Genomic DNA, 420 nt, shown 5'->3' with positions numbered 1-420 from the left:
CGCCAGCCCCTGACGCGCCAGCAGGCTGAAAACGTGCGGCGACGGCTGTTGTTCGCTGTCGGCGGTGGTCAGCGTTGGTGCTTCACCGTTTGCCAACAGGGTGAAATCGAGCAGGCGATGGGTGTAGTCGTAGGTAGGGCCAAGCAACTGGCCGCCGGGAATGTCTTTATAAACCGCCGAAATACGCCGTTCGAGACGCATCCCGGTGGTGTCGAGCGGCTCGCTTACCGCCAGCTTCGCCAACGTGGTGCGGTAGGCGCGCAGCAGGAAAATCGCTTCAACGTTATCGCCGCTGGCCTGTTTCAGCGCCAGCGCCGCCAGTTCGCGGTCGGCAATGCCGCCTTCGGTCATCACGCGATCTACCGCGAGGTTAAGCTGCTGTTCAATCTGGGCGACGCTCAGTTCAGGCAAATCGGTATC

At 61.7% G+C, this 420-nt stretch carries 1 pseudogene; it reads right to left on the bottom strand.

The features are described 5' to 3' along the window. Positions 1 to 420 (bottom strand): annotated as a pseudogene (phnI, locus tag AMS65_RS00100) (alpha-D-ribose 1-methylphosphonate 5-triphosphate synthase subunit PhnI); the annotation flags it as partial.

Origin of the sequence: Leucobacter celer subsp. astrifaciens (genome assembly GCF_001273835.1) — a bacterium.
Classification (GTDB): domain Bacteria; phylum Actinomycetota; class Actinomycetes; order Actinomycetales; family Microbacteriaceae; genus Leucobacter; species Leucobacter celer.
This window is presented reverse-complemented; position numbering and strand designations above follow the sequence as displayed.